At 69.9% G+C, this 15,806-nt stretch carries 17 protein-coding genes; 11 read left to right on the plus strand and 6 right to left on the minus strand.

Translation table 11 applies throughout. From position 1 onward, the window contains the following. The first annotated feature begins 23 nt into the window (after positions 1-23). Complete coding sequence (locus ACFYWG_RS11550; protein ID WP_389200874.1) at positions 24-806, plus strand: RDD family protein; 783 nt, start codon at positions 24-26, stop codon at positions 804-806. Positions 807-823: 17 nt separating this feature from the next. Here ACFYWG_RS11550 and ACFYWG_RS11555 read toward each other — a convergent pair whose 3' ends face one another. After that, entirely contained in the window at positions 824-1,099 is a 276-nt protein-coding gene (locus ACFYWG_RS11555) for a hypothetical protein (protein WP_385419032.1), read from the minus strand. A gap of 413 nt (positions 1,100-1,512) precedes the next feature. Between ACFYWG_RS11555 and ACFYWG_RS11560 the strand changes: the two genes are divergently transcribed. After that, the gene (locus ACFYWG_RS11560) at positions 1,513-3,867 is read left to right on the plus strand and encodes an immune inhibitor A domain-containing protein (RefSeq protein WP_389200876.1); all 2,355 of its coding nucleotides are present in this window, start codon (positions 1,513-1,515) and stop codon (positions 3,865-3,867) included. A 122-nt stretch (positions 3,868-3,989) separates the two neighbouring features. Next, on the plus strand, positions 3,990-4,334 hold the full coding sequence (locus tag ACFYWG_RS11565) for a hypothetical protein (RefSeq protein ID WP_333933591.1): 345 nt from the start codon (positions 3,990-3,992) through the stop codon (positions 4,332-4,334). Between the two features lie 13 nt (positions 4,335-4,347). Here ACFYWG_RS11565 and ACFYWG_RS11570 read toward each other — a convergent pair whose 3' ends face one another. Together ACFYWG_RS11570 and ACFYWG_RS11575 are read right to left on the minus strand one after the other, a co-directional pair. Further along, positions 4,348-4,938: a nicotinamidase gene (locus ACFYWG_RS11570; protein WP_376334459.1), complete on the minus strand. Its 591-nt coding sequence runs from the start codon at positions 4,936-4,938 to the stop codon at positions 4,348-4,350. 112 nt (positions 4,939-5,050) lie between these two features. Continuing rightward, positions 5,051-6,400, minus strand: coding sequence for a nicotinate phosphoribosyltransferase (locus ACFYWG_RS11575; RefSeq protein ID WP_389200879.1), 1,350 nt, complete (start codon positions 6,398-6,400; stop codon positions 5,051-5,053). A 107-nt stretch (positions 6,401-6,507) separates the two neighbouring features. On the opposite strand from ACFYWG_RS11575, the gene clpS reads away from it, so the two are divergent. The 7 genes from clpS (at position 6,508) to ACFYWG_RS11610 (ending at position 11,350) form a co-directional block, all read left to right on the plus strand. Continuing rightward, complete coding sequence (gene clpS / locus ACFYWG_RS11580; protein ID WP_020270284.1) at positions 6,508-6,825, plus strand: ATP-dependent Clp protease adapter ClpS; 318 nt, start codon at positions 6,508-6,510, stop codon at positions 6,823-6,825. Between the two features lie 32 nt (positions 6,826-6,857). Beyond that, positions 6,858-7,466 (plus strand): DUF2017 domain-containing protein, encoded by a 609-nt coding sequence (locus tag ACFYWG_RS11585; protein WP_376334463.1) that lies wholly within the window; start codon positions 6,858-6,860, stop codon positions 7,464-7,466. A gap of 362 nt (positions 7,467-7,828) precedes the next feature. Continuing rightward, positions 7,829-9,256, plus strand: coding sequence for an amino acid permease (locus ACFYWG_RS11590; RefSeq protein WP_383499489.1), 1,428 nt, complete (start codon positions 7,829-7,831; stop codon positions 9,254-9,256). A gap of 131 nt (positions 9,257-9,387) precedes the next feature. Beyond that, positions 9,388-9,810 carry a Mov34/MPN/PAD-1 family protein gene (locus tag ACFYWG_RS11595; RefSeq protein WP_385418844.1) on the plus strand — a complete coding sequence of 141 codons (423 nt, stop codon included), beginning with the start codon at positions 9,388-9,390 and terminating at the stop codon, positions 9,808-9,810. A 100-nt stretch (positions 9,811-9,910) separates the two neighbouring features. After that, complete coding sequence (locus ACFYWG_RS11600; protein WP_311688247.1) at positions 9,911-10,006, plus strand: putative leader peptide; 96 nt, start codon at positions 9,911-9,913, stop codon at positions 10,004-10,006. A gap of 112 nt (positions 10,007-10,118) precedes the next feature. Beyond that, entirely contained in the window at positions 10,119-10,397 is a 279-nt protein-coding gene (locus ACFYWG_RS11605; RefSeq protein WP_383499481.1) for a MoaD/ThiS family protein, read from the plus strand. 2 nt (positions 10,398-10,399) lie between these two features. Further along, entirely contained in the window at positions 10,400-11,350 is a 951-nt protein-coding gene (locus ACFYWG_RS11610) for a PLP-dependent cysteine synthase family protein (protein WP_389200883.1), read from the plus strand. A gap of 105 nt (positions 11,351-11,455) precedes the next feature. Here ACFYWG_RS11610 and ACFYWG_RS11615 read toward each other — a convergent pair whose 3' ends face one another. Beyond that, a complete protein-coding gene (locus ACFYWG_RS11615; RefSeq protein WP_376334473.1) occupies positions 11,456-11,905 on the minus strand; it encodes a type II toxin-antitoxin system PemK/MazF family toxin in 450 nt (149 codons plus the stop codon). 212 nt (positions 11,906-12,117) lie between these two features. Between ACFYWG_RS11615 and ACFYWG_RS11620 the strand changes: the two genes are divergently transcribed. Continuing rightward, complete coding sequence (locus ACFYWG_RS11620; RefSeq protein ID WP_376334475.1) at positions 12,118-12,870, plus strand: MBL fold metallo-hydrolase; 753 nt, start codon at positions 12,118-12,120, stop codon at positions 12,868-12,870. A gap of 68 nt (positions 12,871-12,938) precedes the next feature. Here ACFYWG_RS11620 and ACFYWG_RS11625 read toward each other — a convergent pair whose 3' ends face one another. After that, positions 12,939-14,201, minus strand: a complete 1,263-nt coding sequence (locus ACFYWG_RS11625) for a PTS transporter subunit EIIC (protein ID WP_383499475.1) — start codon at positions 14,199-14,201, stop codon at positions 12,939-12,941. A gap of 176 nt (positions 14,202-14,377) precedes the next feature. Beyond that, positions 14,378-15,691, minus strand: a complete 1,314-nt coding sequence (locus tag ACFYWG_RS11630; RefSeq protein WP_385418854.1) for a PTS transporter subunit EIIC — start codon at positions 15,689-15,691, stop codon at positions 14,378-14,380. Positions 15,692-15,806: the final 115 nt, after the last annotated feature.

The following is a 15,806-nucleotide window of genomic DNA, read 5'->3' on the forward strand; positions in this document are numbered from 1 at the left end:
TGCGTTCGCGGTCGACTCGGGCCATGAGCAGTGAACCGCCTCCCGGCTCCGGTCAGCAGCCCCCGGAGGACGACCCGTTCAGGAAGCGCCCGCCGGGCGAGCAGCCCGGCGAGGGGACGGGCTCGCCCTACGGCAGCGACCCCCCGCCGTCCTACCCGGGCGGCGGTCCCGGCGGCCCGGAGACCCCCGGCGGGGGCCCCGGCGGCCCGTACGGCGGCGGCCCTCCCGGCGGTGGCGGCGGCGGCCCGTACGGCGGCCCTCCGGGTGGTGGTGGCGGCCCCTACGGCGGTCCTCCCGGCGGCGGTGGCCCCTACGGCGGTGATCCCTACGGCGGCCGTCCCGCCGACCCGCTCGCCGGCATGCCCCCGCTCGCCGACAGCGGCAAGCGCACGCTCGCCCGCATCATCGACATGATCCTGGTCGGTGTCGTCGTCTGGCTGCTCACCTGGGGCTTCGGTGTCAGCGAGTACGACGTGGACAGCGACCGCATCGAAGTCGGCAAGTCCTTCTGGCAGTCGGCGGTCGCCGCCGTGCTGTACATCGCCTACGACACCGTCATGACCGCGCGGACCGGCCAGACCCTGGGCAAGAAGCTGCTGCACATGCGCGTGGCCGACCTCGACAACGGTGCCACGCCCTCCGTGCAGACCGCGCTGACGCGCGCGGCGGTGCTGTGGATCCCGTTCGCCTTCTGCTGCGCCTGTGTCTGGACGGCGATCTCGGGCGGCTGGAGCTTCTTCGACCGGCCCTACAAGCAGGGCCTGCACGACAAGGCGGCCAAGACGGTCGTGGTCAGCACCAGGTGAGGCGGACTGGAGGCCGGTCAGGCCGCCCGCCCTCGCACCGGCTCCCGGTCCTGCGCGGTCCTGGACGCCCGTACCGGCTCGCGCGGCGCCGGCTGCTCGACGGCGGCCCGGCGCCGCTGCGGCAGCGGCACCGTCATGGCGACCAGCAGCCCCAGGGCCAGGGCCGCGACGGCGATGACGGCGATCCAGGCGCCCGAACTCGTCTGTGACAGCAGCAGCATGGCGAGGGTCGAGAAGATCACGGTGCACGCACCGTAGGCGAGCTGTGCGGCAGTCGGACGGGGCATGGCCATCATGTCCTCGAAAGTGGGGGTCCACGGGGGTGTCGTCCTGGCATTCCGCCGGCTTCCGGGCGTCTGCCGACCGACATTCTCTCCCGCAGCGTGCCCGAGCGGAACGCGCGATAAGCGTGACCTCTTCAACAGGGGCGGTGCACGGGGGGCGCACGGAGTCATGACGTCCACGGAGTGGACGGGGGCACGCGCCCGCGGGGCCTGCCCGGGAGGCTCGGGACAACCGTTCGGTTGTTCGTAAAACGAACCTCGGCTCCGCATAGTGCACTTGACTTGTCCAAGTCAAGGTCTGTCTTTTCCGGTGAACCTCTAGTCAAATGTCGTCACTTGACTACACGCGTTGATCACGCGCGCTTGCGGACCGCACATACCCCCTTCCCTTCCGCACGCGCGAACGCGGGGGAGGAAATCAAGTGACCAGTAGACCCTGGACGTTCAGAGCAGCCGCCATCGGAGTGGCGCTCGCGGCGGCCACCGCCACCGTCACCGCCTCGACCTACGCGGTGGCCGACGACGCCTCCGCGCCCCGGTCCACCACCGTGGACCGGCACGACCCGGCGGACCGTCACCACGACGAGCACGACCTCGAAGGCCCTCTGAGCAAGACCCAGGAGGCGCAGCGCCAGGAAGCCCTCGAGCAGGTCATATCCGGCGAGACCAAGGTCAAGAACCGCGAGGGTTCCAAGGTCGTCCAGCTCAAGAGCAAGAAGGGCGACAGCAAGTACGTCGAGCTCGGCCGCGAGAAGACCGACAAGATCTTCACGATCCTGGTCGAGTTCGGCGACAAGATCGACAGCCGCTACGGCGGCACCGCGGGACCGCTGCACAACACGATCCCCAAGCCCGACCGCAAGAAGGACAACTCCACGGCCTGGCGGGCCGACTACGACCAGGAGTACTTCCAGGACCTGTACTTCGGGTCCGGCAAGGGCGTCGACTCCGTCAAGACGTACTACGAGAAGCAGTCCTCGGGCCGCTACTCGGTCGAGGGCGAGGTCTCCGACTGGGTCAAGGTGCCCTACAACGAGGCCCGTTACGGCAACAACGCCTGCGGCCAGACCAACTGCTCCAGCGTGTGGAACGTCGTCAGCGACGGTCTGAACGCCTGGGTCGACCGGCAGAAGGCGGCCGGCCGGACCGACGCCCAGATCAAGGCGGACGTCGCGCGGTTCGACGAGTGGGACCGCTACGACTTCGACGGCGACGGCGACTTCAACGAGCCCGACGGCTACATCGACCACTTCCAGATCGTGCACGCAGGCGAGGACGAGTCCGCGGGCGGCGGCGCCCAGGGCACGGACGCGATCTGGGCCCACCGCTGGTACGCCTTCGGCACCGACGCCGGCGCCACCGGCCCCGAGAACAACAAGCTCGGCGGCGCGAAGATCGGCGACACCGGCATCTGGGTCGGCGACTACACCGTCCAGCCGGAGAACGGCGGACTCGGCGTCTACGCCCACGAGTACGGCCACGACCTCGGTCTGCCGGACCACTACGACACCGCGGGCGGCGAGAACTCCACCGGCTTCTGGACGCTGATGTCGTCCGGTTCCTGGCTGGGCACCGGCAAGAACGAGATCGGCGACCTGCCCGGCGACATGACCGCCTGGGACAAGCTCCAGCTCGGCTGGCTCAACTACGACCGCGCCAAGGCGGGGGTCAACTCCTGGCACAAGCTGGGCGTGGCTGAGTACAACACCAAGCACAAGCAGGCCCTGGTCGTCGACCTGCCCCAGAAGGCGGTCACCACCGAGATCGTCGTGCCCGCCGAGGGCAAGACGCAGTGGTGGAGCGGCAGCGGTGACAACCTCAAGAACACCCTGACGCGTTCGGTCGACCTCACCGGCAAGTCCAAGGCGCAGCTGAGCCTCGACGGCTGGTACGACATCGAGGCCGAGTACGACTACCTCTACACCGAGGTCTCGACCGACGGCGGCGCCAACTGGACCGCCCTGGACGGCACGGTGGACGGCCAGCCGATCCCGCGCGACGGCAGCGACAAGCCGGCCCTGACCGGCACGGTCGACGGCTACAAGAAGCTCGCCTTCTCGCTGGACGCCTACGCCGGCAAGAAGATCGACCTGCGCTTCCGCTACCAGACCGACGGCGGCGTGGCCCAGAAGGGCTTCGCGGCCGACTCGATCACGGTGACCGCCGACGGCACGCCGGTCTTCTCCGACAACGCCGAGAGCGCGGACGCCGCGTGGAAGGCCACCGGCTTCTCCCGCATCGGCGCGTCCTTCACCAAGGACTACGCGCAGTACTACATCGCCGAGAACCGGCAGTACGTGTCGTACGACAAGACGCTGAAGACCGGTCCGTACAACTTCGGCTTCACCGCGCGCCCGGACTGGGTCGAGCACTACGCGTACCAGAACGGCCTGCTGATCTGGAAGTGGGACACCTCCCAGGCGGACAACAACACCAGCCAGCACAAGGGCACCGGTCTGGTTCTGCCGATCGACTCCCACCCGGACGCGCTGAAGTGGGCCGACGGCACGCTGATGCGCAACCGCATCCAGTCCTACGACTCGCCGTTCAGCCTCTACCGCACCGACGGCATGACGCTGCACAAGGCGGACGTGGCGAAGTACATCCCGGGCTCGAAGGGCGTCTCGGTCTTCAACGACCGCAAGAACGACTACTACGACGAGTCGAACCCGACCGCGGGTGTCAAGATCACTGACACCAACACGAAGATCAAGATCCTCAAGGAGGCCAAGAACGGCTCGACCATCGAGCTGGAGGTCGGCCCCGCGGGTAGGTAATCCGCATCCTTGCAGGTCAGAACATGATCGGCGGTGACCCACTGGCGGGTCGCCGCCGATCCGTGTTTAGGTGCGTCCTGTGGCTCTCTTATTGACACCGACCGACACGGGGGGATGACCGCATGGCCGCAGGAGGCTTCTGCAAGCTGCCGAACGGCACGGTGGTGGTGGCACTGAACCTGCCCAGCCCCGCCGCCGACGGCCCCGGGGCCGTCCGCGTCCTCGTCCACTCCGTGAACCGCGCGCGGGCCCTGACCAGGCTCCGCAACCTGGGTCTCCGGTCGGTCTACCTGCGCGGCAACGCCGCCCCGCCCACGCCGGACGAGATCACGGCGGTCCTGCACCACCCCGACGGCCTCATATGGCGCACCGCCCCCGACAACGGTGTCGCGACCGGTCCGGACCTGGTCCAGGAGCTGTGGCGCCCGATCCGCTCCCTGCTGCGGCGGCCGACGGCCCAGACCTGACCCGGCCCCGCGGCTACTGCACCACCGGCTTGCCCGACAGCTCCACGCCCGCCTCGCGCAGCTCCTCCAGCGCCCGGTCCGTGGTCTCCTGCCCCACCCCGGCCGTCAGGTCCAGCAGCACCTGGGTGCGGAAGCCCTCACGGGCGGCGTCCAGGGCCGTGGCCCGTACGCAGTGGTCGGTGGCGATGCCCACCACGTCGACCTCGGTGATCTCGCGGGAGCGGAGCCAGTCGGCCAGGGAGGTGCCGTTCTCGTCGGTGCCCTCGAAGCCGCTGTAGGCCGCCGAGTAGGCCCCCTTGTCGAACACGGCGTCGACCGAGCCGGAGGCGACGGCCGGGGCGAAGTTCGGGTGGAAGCCCACGCCCTCCGTGCCGGCCACGCAGTGCGCGGGCCAGGAGTGGGCGTAGTCGGGGCTGGCGGAGAAGTGCCCGCCCGGGGCGATGTGGTGGTCCCGGGTGGCCACGACGTGCCGGTAGCCGGCGCCGGCCGCCTGCCCGACCAGCTCGGTGATGGCGGCGGCCACGTCGGCACCGCCGGACACCGCGAGGCTGCCCCCCTCGCAGAAGTCGTTCTGCACGTCTACGACGATCAAGGCGCGGCGCATGGTCGGCATCCTTCGGCTAGGGGGTCGGCGGGCCCGGCCGGCGAGCGACCGGGTCCCGGGGCGGGGACGAGGGGACGGGAGGAGGGACGGATCGGCGCGTCACGGCACACCGCTATTGGCTACCCGAGGCGCCGTGCACGTACTCCGTGGGAAGGACGGGCTCCCCGCGCGAGAGCTGCGTGGCCGACATCGGCAGGCCCGCGCGCGCCGTCATGTGCCGCTCCCGCGCCGCGTCCAGCGGCTCGCGCGCCACGACCTCGCCGCCCTTGACCAGCTCCACCAGCAGCTGCCGGCCGGCCAGCTCGCCCGGCACCGGCCCGGTGCCGATCACCTCGGCCTCGGCGACCCCGTTGGCGTCCAGGCGCCGCGCGGCCCACTTGCGCCCGCCCACCGACGTCTTGCCGCCGCTGGACTTCTTCGCCACCGCCACCAGCGGCGCCTCGGGGCCGTCGGACCCGGCCCGGGCCACCAGCTTGTAGACCATCGAGGACGTCGGGTGGCCGGAGCCGGTCACCAGCTGCGTGCCCACGCCGTACGCGTCCACCGGGGCCGCCGCCAGCGAGGCGATGGCGTACTCGTCGAGGTCCGAGGTCACGACGATCTTCGTGCCGGTGGCGCCCAGCTCGTCCAGCTGGCGGCGCACCCGGTGCGCCACGAGCAGCAGGTCGCCGGAGTCGATGCGCACCGCGCCCAGCCCGGGCCCGGCGACCTCCACGGCCGTGCGCACCGCCTCGGCGACGTCGTAGGTGTCCACCAGCAGCGTGGTGCCCCCGCCCAGCGTCTCCACCTGGGCCCGGAAGGCGTCCCGCTCGCTGTCGTGCAGCAGGGTGAAGGCGTGCGCGGAGGTGCCGACCGTGGGGATCCCGTAGCGGAACCCCGCCGCCAGGTCGGAGGTGGTCGCGAAACCGCCGACGTAGGCGGCCCGGGCGGCGGCCACCGCGGCCAGCTCGTGGGTGCGCCGGGCACCCATCTCGATCAGCGGCCGCTCACCCGCGGCGGCCGACATCCGCGAGGCCGCCGCGGCGATCGCCGAGTCGTGGTTGAGGATCGACAGGATCACCGTCTCCAGCAGCACGCACTCGGCGAAGGTGCCCTCCACCCGCATGATCGGCGAGCCCGGGAAGTACACCTCGCCCTCGGGGTAGCCCCAGACGTCCCCGCGGAAGCGGTAGTCCGAGAGCCACTCCAGGGTCCGCTCGTCGACGATCTGCCGCTCGCGCAGGAAGGCGAGGACGGCCGGGTCGAAGCGGAAGTTCTCCACCGCGTCCAGCACCCGCCCGGTACCCGCCACGACGCCGTAGCGGCGCCCGTCCGGCAGCCGCCGGGTGAAGACCTCGAACACGCTCCGCCGCTCGGCCGTGCCCGCGGCGAGGGCGGCGCGCAGCATCGTCAGCTCGTACTGGTCCGTGAAGAGCGCCGTCGACGGGACATCCACCGGCAGCGAAAGGTCCGCTGTGTTCATGGACAGGAGCGTACCCCCATTTCGTCAATCTGACGATTGCAGGGTCCGGGGAGCCGATCGCCTTGCGGCCAGGCCCGTTTGTGCGTCCACCCCCCTCGGGTGGCAGCATGGGCAGTGTGACGTCACCCGCGCCCCTGGAGATCGAACGCACCGAGTCGGCGGAGGAGGTCTTCGCCGTACCCGAGCCGGACCTCCCGTGGGTCACGATCGTCCACAACGACCCGGTCAACCTCATGAGCTACGTGACGTACGTGTTCCAGACGTACTTCGGCTACTCCAAGGACAAGGCCACCAAGCTCATGCTCGACGTCCACCACAAGGGCCGGGCGGTCGTCTCCAGCGGCAGCCGCGAGGAGATGGAACGCGACGTGCAGGCCATGCACGGCTACGGCCTGTGGGCCACCCTCCAGCAGGACCGCAAGTAGCCAGCACCCCGCCCAGCAGCGAAAAGGCGTTCATGCCCGGTACCTTCGAACCGCTCCCCGGCGGCGGCGCGGCCGTCGCCCTCGACGACGTCGAGATCTCCATCATCCGGTCCCTGGCCGTCCAGCTCCTGGAGCTGATCGGACCCGGCCCGGCCGAGGACGCCTCCGCCGACCCGCTCGCCGGGCTGTTCGCCGAGGGGCCGAGCGAGCCGCCCTCCGACCCGGTGCTCAGGCGCCTGTTCCCGGACGCCTACGGCGACCCCGAGCAGTCCGCCTCGCCGCGCGACGCCGAGGAGCAGCGCGCGTACTCCGCCGAGTTCCGCCGCTACACCGAGAACGACCTGCGCGCCGGCAAGCGGGACAACGCCCTGGCAGTGGTGCGCTCGCTGGACGCGCTGTCCTCCACCTCCGCCGGGGAGGGCGGGGCGGTGCTGAAGCTGTCCCCGCAGGACTCGCAGCAGTGGCTGGGCGCCCTGAACGACCTGCGGCTGGCGATCGGCTCCCGCCTGGAGATCACCGACGAGGAGGACAGCGACCTCCTCTTCCGCCTCCCCGACGAGGACCCGCGCAAGCCCATGGTGATGGCCTACCTGTGGCTGGGCGGACTGCAGGAAACGCTGGTCGGGACCCTGATGCCCTGATTCGTGCGGGTTCGGTGACCGCCGGGTGACGCCGCGGTGTTCGCTCAGAGGACACTCAAATCCGGATAACGATCGCGTCACCGCGCCCGTCCCCTATGACCTTTTCAGGTGCTCTTTGTCCGGTTCTCCTTGTGCGGTGCGCCACATCGCGGCCCTGTGATCAGTGTTGCCGGCGTGATAAATCTTCACGACCGCCCGGCGAGCACCACCCGAATGTTCGGCCGGGTGCGCCACCGAGCCGGCGACCGCCGGCCAGGCACGAGCGGGCTCGGGCTCGCTCAACTCCATCATTCCGGGGGGATCGAGACCCGATCCGGGGCCGACGAAAGGCCCGGGTCGGCATGGAGAAAGGCGCACCACACATGACCTCTGCGCAGGTCGACACGGAAAACGTGGCCGAAGAGGGCTACGAGCGGGGACTCGGCAGTCGCCAGGTCCAGATGATCGCGATCGGCGGCGCCATCGGCGTCGGCCTGTTCATGGGCGCCGGAGCGAACATCGCCAAAGCGGGACCCAGCATCATCCTCATGTACGCCCTCGCCGGCGTCGTGATCTTCTTCATCATGCGGGCCCTGGGCGAGCTGCTCCTCTACCGGCCCGTCTCCGGCTCCTTCGCCGAGTACGCGCGCGAGTTCCTCGGCCCGTTCTTCGGGTTCGTGACGGGCTGGACGTACTGGCTCATGTGGGTGGTCACCGGCATGGCCGAGCTCACGGCCGCCGCCATCTACATCCACTTCTGGTTCCCGGAGATCCCGCAGTGGGTCAGCGCCCTGGTGTTCCTGGTGGTGCTCTTCGGCGTCAACCTGATCTCCGTCAAGATCTTCGGCGAGGTCGAGTTCTGGTTCTCGATGATCAAGGTCACGGCCATCATCGGCATGATCGTCATCGGCCTCGGCGTGCTCACCCTCGGCTTCTCCGACGCCGGTGACACCGCCACCGTCTCCAACCTCTGGGCGCACGACGGCTTCTTCCCCAACGGCATCGGCTCCAGCCTGATGACCCTCCAGGGCGTCATGTTCGCCTACCTCGCCGTCGAGCTGGTCGGCGTCACCGCGGGCGAGTCCGAGAACCCCGAGAAGACCCTGCCCAAGGCCATCAACACCCTGCCCTGGCGCATCATCGTCTTCTACGTCGGCGCCCTGCTGGTGATCCTCTCCGTCGTGAAGTGGACCGAGTTCTCCGCCGGCGAGAGCCCCTTCGTGCACGCCTTCGGCAAGATCGGCATCCCGCTCGCCGCAGGCATCGTGAACTTCGTGGTGCTCACCGCGGCCCTGTCGTCCTGCAACTCGGGCATGTACTCCACCGGCCGCATGCTGCGCGACCTGGCCTCCAACAGCGAGGCGCCCAAGGCGTTCGGCAAGCTCAACGCCCGCAAGACGCCCGCCGTCGGCATCACCGTCTCGGTGGCGCTCATGGGCATCGGCGTGGTCCTGAACTACGTCGTCCCGGAGAAGGCGTTCCTCTACGTCACCTCCGTCGCCACCGCGGCCGGCATCTGGACCTGGATGATGATCCTCGTCAGCCACATCCGCTACCGCGCCGCGGTCGACGCGGGCCGGCTGCGCGCCTCGTCCTTCCCCGCCCCCGGCGGCGCCCTGTTCAGCTGGGTCGCGCTCCTCTTCCTCATCGGCGTGACCTGCATGATCGCCTACGACAAGGACGCCCGGGTCTGCCTGTACGTCGCGGCCGGCTGGGCCGTCGCCCTGGGTGTCGGCTGGGCGGTCCTCAAGCGCCGCAACCCGCAGCTCACCGAGCGCCGCGGCGACGCGGAGTTCGAGAAGGTCGGCTGACCAACCCAGGACGCCCGGCCGCAGGGAGTACTCGTGGCACCCCCTGCGGCCGCCGCTCAGGGCGTCCGGCATATGGGCCGTTCCGTACCATCCCTCGGTACGGAACGGCCCTTCTGCTTATCCTTGCCCGCATGCTGACCATCACCCAGGCCCTCGTCGACCAGATCGTCGCCCACGCGCGCAAGGACCACCCCGACGAGGCGTGCGGCGTCGTGGCCGGACCGGCCGGCTCCGACCGCCCGGAGCGCTTCGTTCCCATGCTGAACGCGGCCATGTCGCCCACGTTCTACGAGTTCGACTCCGGCGATCTGCTCCGGCTCTACCGCGACATGGACGACCGCGACGAGGAGCCCGTGGTCATCTACCACTCCCACACCGCCACCGAGGCCTACCCCTCGCGCACCGACATCTCCTACGCCAACGAGCCCGGCGCCCACTACGTCCTGGTCTCCACCGCCGACACCGACGGGGCCGGCGAGTTCCAGTTCCGCTCCTTCCGCATCGTCGAGGGCGAGGTCACGGAGGAGGAGGTCCGGGTGGTCGAAACGTACTGAGCTCGGCCTCCGCAGGCAGCATCTCGACCCGTGGATGAATAGTGTCCGAAGTGTGGGATCACACTCCGGGAGCCGGTCCGGGAATCGATACGATGAGCCCATGGTTTTCCACGACGTGAGCGAAAAGACGCCGGGCGATCTGCTCGTGGCGCGGCTGCACGTCGACCTGTGCAGGCTCGCCAGCGCCATCTGTTGACGCACTCTGTCGCCGTACGGCCGTGAGCCGCGGCGCTGCACACACGCACCACCCGCTGTTCCTGCGCTGCCGCGCGCCCCGACCGACTACTCCCGACAGGAGCCCTGAAGCCATGGCCATCGAGGTCCGCATCCCGACCATCCTCCGCACCTACACCGACGGTCAGAAGGCAGTGGAGGGCAAGGGAGACACCCTCGCCGATCTCTTCACCGACCTCGAGACCCGGCACCCCGGCATCCAGGCCCGCATCGTGGACGGCGACCAGCTGCGCCGCTTCGTCAACGTCTACCTCAACGACGAGGACGTCCGCTTCCTCGACGGCATCAACACCAAGCTGTCGGACGGCGACAACGTCACGATCCTGCCGGCGGTGGCCGGCGGCATGGTCTGATCATGCGCTACGACTCACCCCTGGCCGCGGTCGGCAACACCCCCCTGGTGCGCCTGCCGCGGCTGTCGCCGTCCGCCGACGTCCGCATCTGGGCGAAGCTGGAGGACCGCAACCCGACCGGGTCGGTCAAGGACCGCCCCGCCCTGCACATGATCGAGCAGGCGGAGAAGGACGGCCGCCTGACCCCCGGCTGCACCATCCTGGAGCCGACGTCGGGCAACACCGGCATCTCCCTGGCCATGGCGGCGAAGCTCAAGGGCTACCGCATCGTCTGCGTCATGCCGGAGAACACCTCGCAGGAACGCCGGGACCTGCTGGCGATGTGGGGCGCCGAGATCATCTCCTCCTCGGCCGCGGGCGGCTCCAACACCGCCGTGCGCGTCGCCAAGGAGCTCTCGGCCGAGCACCCCGACTGGGTCATGCTCTACCAGTACGGCAACCCGGACAACGCCGGCGCCCACTACGCCACGACCGGCCCGGAGATCCTCACCGACCTGCCGTCCGTCACCCACTTCGTCGCCGGACTCGGCACCACCGGCACTCTCATGGGCGTCGGCCGCTACCTGCGCGAGCACAAGCCGGACGTCCGGATCATCGCCGCCGAACCGCGCTACGACGACCTGGTCTACGGCCTGCGCAACCTCGACGAGGGCTTCGTCCCCGAGCTGTACGACGAGTCCGTCCTCACCAGCCGCTTCTCCGTCGGCTCCGCCGACGCCGTCACCCGCACCCGGGAGCTGCTCCAGCAGGAGGGCATCTTCGCCGGCGTCTCCACCGGGGCCGCGCTGCACGCCGCGATCGGCGTGGGCAAGAAGGCCCTCAAGGCGGGGGAACCCGCCGACATCGTCTTCGTCGTCGCCGACGGCGGCTGGAAGTACCTCTCCACGGGCGTCTACACCGCGGCCACCACCGAGGAGGCCATCGACACCCTCCAGGGCCAGCTCTGGGCCTAGGGCGGACACCCGCGGACACCCGCGGACGTCCGCCGCGGACATCCGGGCACGGCGCAGACGTGCGAAGGGCCGGAAGCCACCGAGGGCTCCGGCCCTTCCCGCTGCTCACTTCGCCAGGTGACGCACCCGGTCCCACAGCGCCGGGTCCACCACGCCGACCCGGCGGCGGAAACGGCGCACCGGGACCTCGCGCAGCTCGTCCGTCTCCAGGAAACTCGCCCGCCCCCGGGCGTCGCCGACCGAGCCGGGCGGCAGCGGGATCACCCCGGCGCGCTCGTCGCGGAACCGCGTGGTGATCTTCGCGACCGTGGCCCGCCCGCCGCGCACCCTGAGCACCAGGCAGGGCCGGTCCTTGCTGCGCGGCTCGTCCTCGTAGGGCACCTCGGCCCACCAGATCTCCGACGGCCGCGGCCGGTTCGCCGGCCCGGCGCCCGGTCCGGTCGTGCGGTCCCGCCGCTTCGGCGGCCGCCGGCTGCGCCCCCAGCCGTCGACGAGCGTGGCGACGAGCGCGAGCAGTACCACCGCGGCGAGCGCCAGCCACCAGGACGTGTCCATACTGAGACGTTACCGGCGCCATCCCTGTCGCGCGCCCCCCTCACCAGGATCACGTCCGGCCCTGCCAGCCGAACCGGTGACAGCACAGGTGAGTTCGCCCACAACAGGCCTTGGCGGAGGAGCTACCGGAGGTTTCGCGCCTTACGCTCGACGGACCGCACGACCCCCGACGCCCCTCACCGAATCGTCCCGCCAGCGGAGGTTTCTGCTTCATGAAGCTCACCGTCGTCGGCTGCTCGGGGTCGTTCCCGTCCGCGGAATCGGCCTGCTCGAGCTACCTCGTCGAGGCCGACGGCTTCCGGCTGCTTCTCGACATGGGCAACGGTGCCCTGGGCGAGCTGCAGCGCCACTGCGGTCTCTACGACCTCGACGCGATCTTCCTCAGCCACCTGCACGCCGACCACTGCATCGACATGTGCGCGTACTTCGTCGCGCGCTACTACCGCCACGACGGCGGCCGCTGCGATCCGCTCCCCGTCCACGGACCCGAGGGCACGGAACACCGGCTGACCACCGCCTACGCGGACACCCCCTCCGCCTCCTCGATGAGCGAGGTCTTCGACTTCCACACGGTCAAGCCGTCCACGTTCGAGATCGGCCCCTTCACGGTGCACACCGAGCGGGTGGCCCACCCCGTGGAGGCCTACGGCATCCGCATCGAGCACGGCGGCAGGGTCCTGACGTACTCCGGTGACACCGGCGTGAGCCCCGCCCTGGACGAACTGGCCCGCGACAGCGACCTGTTCCTGTGCGAGGCGGCGTTCACGCACGGCAAGGAGAACATCCCCGACCTGCACCTCAACGGCCGCGAGGCGGGGGAGACGGCGGCCCGGGCCGGCGCCCGCCGCCTGGTCCTCACCCACGTCCCGCCGTGGACGGACCCCCAGGTCAACCTCGCCGACGCCCGCGAGGTCTACGACGGCCCGGTGAACCTCGCGGCGCCCGGGCAGACGTACGAGATCTGAAGGCCGGCGGCACGCGGAAGGCCCCGGAACCCACTCGGGTTCCGGGGCCTTCGCGTGCCGTCAGCGGGCTACTTCGCCTCCGCCTTCTGCAGCTCGGCGAGTTCCTCGTCGGACTCCCGGCCCGGCGTGGGCAGGTTGAACTTCGTGATCGCGAAGCGGAAGACCACGTAGTAGACGGCCGCGAAGCACAGTCCGACCAGGGCCAGACCCCACGGGTTGGTCGCGATGCCCAGGTTCAGGGCGAAGTCGATCGCGCCGGCCGAGAAGCCGAAGCCGTCCTTCATGCCCAGCGCCCAGGTCAGCGCCATCGAGACACCGGTGAGCACGGCGTGGATCGCGTACAGGACCGGCGCGATGAACATGAAGGTGAACTCGATCGGCTCGGTGACGCCCGTGACGAACGAGGTCAGCGCGAGGGAGAACATCATGCCGCCGACGACCTTGCGGCGCTCGGGCCGGGCGCAGTGCACGATCGCGAGGCAGGCGGCCGGCAGGGCGAACATCATGATCGGGAAGAAGCCGGTCATGAACTGCCCGGCGGTCGGGTCGCCGGCCAGGAAGCGGGCGATGTCACCGCTCTTGCCCTCGTACTCACCGGCCTGGAGCCAGGGGAAGGAGTTCAGCAGGTGGTGCATGCCGACCGGGATCAGCGCACGGTTGGCGACACCGAAGATGCCCGCGCCGACGGCGCCGGAACCGACCAGCCACTCACCGAAGTTGTGCAGACCCGCACCGAGGACCGGCCAGATGTAACCGAAGACGATGCCGATGAGCAGACCCGCGAAGGCCGACAGGATCGGCACCAGGCGGCGGCCGCCGAAGAAGCCCGCCCAGTCGGGCAGCTTGGTGCGGTAGAAGCGCTGGTAGAGCAGGGCGACCACGATGCCCATGACCACGCCGCCCAGGACGCCGGCGTTCACCGCCTTCTCCACCATGACGACCTTGCCGTCGACGGCGGTCGGCACCTTGGGCTGGTTCGGGTCGGTGAAGGTGGCGAGCACCCGCTGGAAGACCAGGTAACCGGTGACGGCCGCCAGCGCCGTGGAACCGTCCGACTTCTTGGCGAAGCCGATCGCGATGCCCACGGCGAACAGCAGCGCCATGTTGTCGAGGATCGCGTTGCCGCCCGCGGCCATGAAGCTCGCTATCTTCGTCAGGAACGCGGGGAACTCGGGGCGGCCCAGCATGTCGTCGTTGCCGAGCCGGACCAGCAGGGCGGCGGCGGGCAGCACGGCGACCGGCAGCATGAGGCTGCGGCCGATGCGCTGCATGACGGCCATCACGGCCGAGCCCTTGCTCGGGCTCGCGGGCGCGGCTGTGTCTGTGGACATGAACTTCCTCCAGGGGGCACGGCGCCGCCCAGGAAGCATGCGAAGGGGGACGGCGGCGTCTCAAAGAAAGGGGAACGCGGTCATCACCGCGCGACCTCCACCAGTGAGTGGTGTAGACCAGTTGTAGCACGGTAGGCCGAACGAGTGGAACCCGCCAATTCCACCCGCCGCGGGGATCACCCCCCGGCGCTGTCCTCCACGTCCTCCTCGGGCTCCCGCCCCGGCGTCCTCAGGTCGAACTTCGTGATCGCGAACCGGAAGACCGCGTAATAGACGAGCGCGAAGCCCAGCCCGATCGGGACGATCAGCCACGGCCGCGTGGCCAGATTCCAGTTGATGACGTAGTCGATCAGCCCCGCCGAGAAACTGAACCCGTCGTGCACTCCCAGCCCCCACGTCACCGCCATCGACACACCCGTCAGCAGCGCGTGCACCACGTACAGCGCCGGCGCCACGAACAGGAACGAGTACTCGATCGGCTCCGTGATGCCCGTGACGAACGACGTCAGCGCCACCGACAGCATCAGACCCCCGACCTCCTTGCGCCGCGCCGGCCGCGCGCAGTGCGTGATCGCCAACGCCGCCGCCGGCAGCGCGAACATCATGATCGGGAAGAAACCCGAGGTGAACTGGCCCGCGTCCGGATCACCCGCCAGGAACATGTTGATGTCACCGTGCACCACCGTCCCGTCCGGCTTCGTGAACGAACCGAACTGGAACCAGATGGGCACGTTCAGGAACTGGTGCAGCCCCACCACCAGCAACGCCCGGTTCGCCACCCCGAACACACCCGCGCCCCACGCACCCAGACCGCTCATCCAGTCGCTGAAGCTCTCCAACGCGTCACCGATCGGCGGCCACACCCACAGACACAGCGCCGCGAACGCGATCGCGACGAACGCCATGATGATCGGCACCAGCCGCCGCCCGTTGAAGAACCCCAGCCAGTCCACCAGCCGCGTCCGATGGAAACGCGCCCAGAAGAACGCCGCCAGCAGCCCCATCACGATTCCGCCGAACACCCCCGGATTCTGGAACGCGAACGCCGTCACCTCCCGGCCCCCGTCGCTCACCTGGCACCCCACATTGGGCACCGCGACCGACCCTTCCGGACAGTCCTCCGGGAACTGCCGCAGCACCGTGAAGTACACGAGGAACCCCGCCACCGCCGCCAGCGCCGTCGAACCGTCCGACTTCTTCGCCATCCCGATCGCGACACCCACGCAGAACAGCAGCGGCAGCCCCAGCGCACTGTCCAGCAGCGCCCCGCCCGCCCCCACCATCACCTTCGAGACGTTCGTCCAGCCCAGCCCCTCGTCCCCGAACACGTCCGGCTGCCCCAGCCGGTTGAGGATGCCCGCCGCCGGCAGCACCGCGATCGGCAGCTGCAGACTCCGGCCCATCTTCTGCAGCCCCTGGAACAACCGGTTCCAGCGCGCCCGCCCCGCACTGACCGCCGCCTCCCGCGCGGCCGGGCTGTCGGCACTCATTCCGCTCCCCTTCGCCGAGAGACTTTTGTCGTCGGACACCCTTGTGGTGTAGACCAGTCGAACGGACGGTCGCGCAGACGTGACGCCATCCTTCGGCACGCACGACACGACCGCT

The organism is Streptomyces sp. NPDC003456, from assembly GCF_042878735.1.
GTDB lineage: Bacteria > Actinomycetota > Actinomycetes > Streptomycetales > Streptomycetaceae > Streptomyces.

Bases quoted from the DNA above. Each gene is read 5' to 3' on its own strand.
- ACFYWG_RS11550 (WP_389200874.1), top strand. From the start codon at position 24: ATGAGCAGTGAACCGCCTCCCGGCTCCGGTCAGCAGCCCCCGGAGGAC.
- ACFYWG_RS11555 (WP_385419032.1), bottom strand. From the start codon at position 1,099: ATGGCCATGCCCCGTCCGACTGCCGCACAGCTCGCCTACGGTGCGTGC.
- ACFYWG_RS11565 (WP_333933591.1), top strand. From the start codon at position 3,990: ATGGCCGCAGGAGGCTTCTGCAAGCTGCCGAACGGCACGGTGGTGGTG.
- ACFYWG_RS11570 (WP_376334459.1), bottom strand. From the start codon at position 4,938: ATGCGCCGCGCCTTGATCGTCGTAGACGTGCAGAACGACTTCTGCGAG.
- ACFYWG_RS11575 (WP_389200879.1), bottom strand. From the start codon at position 6,400: ATGAACACAGCGGACCTTTCGCTGCCGGTGGATGTCCCGTCGACGGCG.
- clpS (WP_020270284.1), top strand. From the start codon at position 6,508: ATGGGCAGTGTGACGTCACCCGCGCCCCTGGAGATCGAACGCACCGAG.
- ACFYWG_RS11585 (WP_376334463.1), top strand. From the start codon at position 6,858: ATGCCCGGTACCTTCGAACCGCTCCCCGGCGGCGGCGCGGCCGTCGCC.
- ACFYWG_RS11590 (WP_383499489.1), top strand. From the start codon at position 7,829: ATGACCTCTGCGCAGGTCGACACGGAAAACGTGGCCGAAGAGGGCTAC.
- ACFYWG_RS11595 (WP_385418844.1), top strand. From the start codon at position 9,388: ATGCTGACCATCACCCAGGCCCTCGTCGACCAGATCGTCGCCCACGCG.
- ACFYWG_RS11600 (WP_311688247.1), top strand. From the start codon at position 9,911: ATGGTTTTCCACGACGTGAGCGAAAAGACGCCGGGCGATCTGCTCGTG.
- ACFYWG_RS11605 (WP_383499481.1), top strand. From the start codon at position 10,119: ATGGCCATCGAGGTCCGCATCCCGACCATCCTCCGCACCTACACCGAC.
- ACFYWG_RS11610 (WP_389200883.1), top strand. From the start codon at position 10,400: ATGCGCTACGACTCACCCCTGGCCGCGGTCGGCAACACCCCCCTGGTG.
- ACFYWG_RS11615 (WP_376334473.1), bottom strand. From the start codon at position 11,905: ATGGACACGTCCTGGTGGCTGGCGCTCGCCGCGGTGGTACTGCTCGCG.
- ACFYWG_RS11620 (WP_376334475.1), top strand. From the start codon at position 12,118: ATGAAGCTCACCGTCGTCGGCTGCTCGGGGTCGTTCCCGTCCGCGGAA.
- ACFYWG_RS11625 (WP_383499475.1), bottom strand. From the start codon at position 14,201: ATGTCCACAGACACAGCCGCGCCCGCGAGCCCGAGCAAGGGCTCGGCC.
- ACFYWG_RS11630 (WP_385418854.1), bottom strand. From the start codon at position 15,691: ATGAGTGCCGACAGCCCGGCCGCGCGGGAGGCGGCGGTCAGTGCGGGG.